This window comes from Vibrio sp. 10N.239.312.C11 (assembly GCF_041466065.1).
GTDB classification, from domain to species: domain Bacteria; phylum Pseudomonadota; class Gammaproteobacteria; order Enterobacterales; family Vibrionaceae; genus Vibrio; species Vibrio tasmaniensis_A.
Genome location: NZ_JBFSRZ010000143.1, coordinates 1 through 1,030, shown reverse-complemented (window position 1 = coordinate 1,030; position 1,030 = coordinate 1). Strand labels below are relative to the sequence as shown.

Here is a 1,030-nt window from a genome sequence, read left to right as displayed (position 1 = left end):
CATATAGTCAGAGGAACGTATAGTTGGTCTATTTTGAATCCTTCGTTTCTGTTGAGAATTGATGTAGATATATTTAATCTTTTATATTCATGAGATAAATAAGGTAGGAACTTATTACTGCAAAAATGGTCATACTTTTCCTTTGCTCCCTGAAAAGCGCTGGCTGTATAAGGTATCGTTTTTTTTATAAATTCTAGAAGAACTTTGTCTCCCAGTCCTGTACCAGTGATTGAAGCCATGTGATTTCTGTACGTTAGCCAATAATGCAACACACTTTATAATAAATATCAATTTTTTCAATAGCTACTGCCAACATGTCACCAGTGACGACGTGAAGAAACCCGCAGAATCGCGGGTTTTATTATACTTCTTAGTTTCTAGTACTTTAATACGCTCTGTATAGTCTTTGAGTAAGCGATCACTTTCGGGCTGGATCATCCTATTTCAGCGACATCTGACGTTAAAAATTTCGATAGTATCTGCGTTTGCTTGAGACATTACGCAGTTAAAAGTGATGGCTCTTGGTTCATTTAAGTCATCAACATCGAAATGAATCAAGGCTTCTTCTTTCATCGGATTAGATTTGGTAGTGGAAATACACGCCCCTAAAAATGTGTCGAGTATTAGATCTGAATGATTTAGGGGCAAAAATGAGCCAGCCGTGATTGACTGACTCAAGGGAAGCTCTCTCAGTTACTTGATCGGAATATAGATTTCGGTTTTCAAATTCTCAGGTTTAGTTCGTCTTGGGTCTCGATTCAGGTACACCTCAAAGCATGGTTGGTCTCGCAGTTCAAACCCACTGTCTGGTAGCCATTTCAAGAGTAAATAACGGTATGCTTCAGAGAGTTTCTCGTAAGTACCTTTGTGCAAGGCCTTGGCATATTTGCCACCCAAAATTGTCTTGCGATCGATACATCCATCCTATTTCGACATAGGTAGTGTCCTACACTGCGAGACTCCATGATTTTCCATTATTGCTAATTTGTCTGAAAGTTTAGATTCAAGACCGTTTTGCGAATGATAAGCC

Annotated in this window: 2 protein-coding genes; both read right to left on the bottom strand. The window is 38.7% G+C overall.

Annotation, left to right across the window (positions count from 1 at the left end):
• Nucleotides 1-239, bottom strand: a 239-nt coding sequence (locus AB6D07_RS23010) for a hypothetical protein (protein ID WP_372140768.1), incomplete at its 3' end; no start/stop codon positions are given.
• 454 nt (nt 240-693) lie between these two features.
• Entirely contained in the window at nt 694-915 is a 222-nt protein-coding gene (locus tag AB6D07_RS23005) for a GyrI-like domain-containing protein (RefSeq protein ID WP_081324597.1), read from the bottom strand.
• Nucleotides 916-1,030 lie beyond the last annotated feature (115 nt).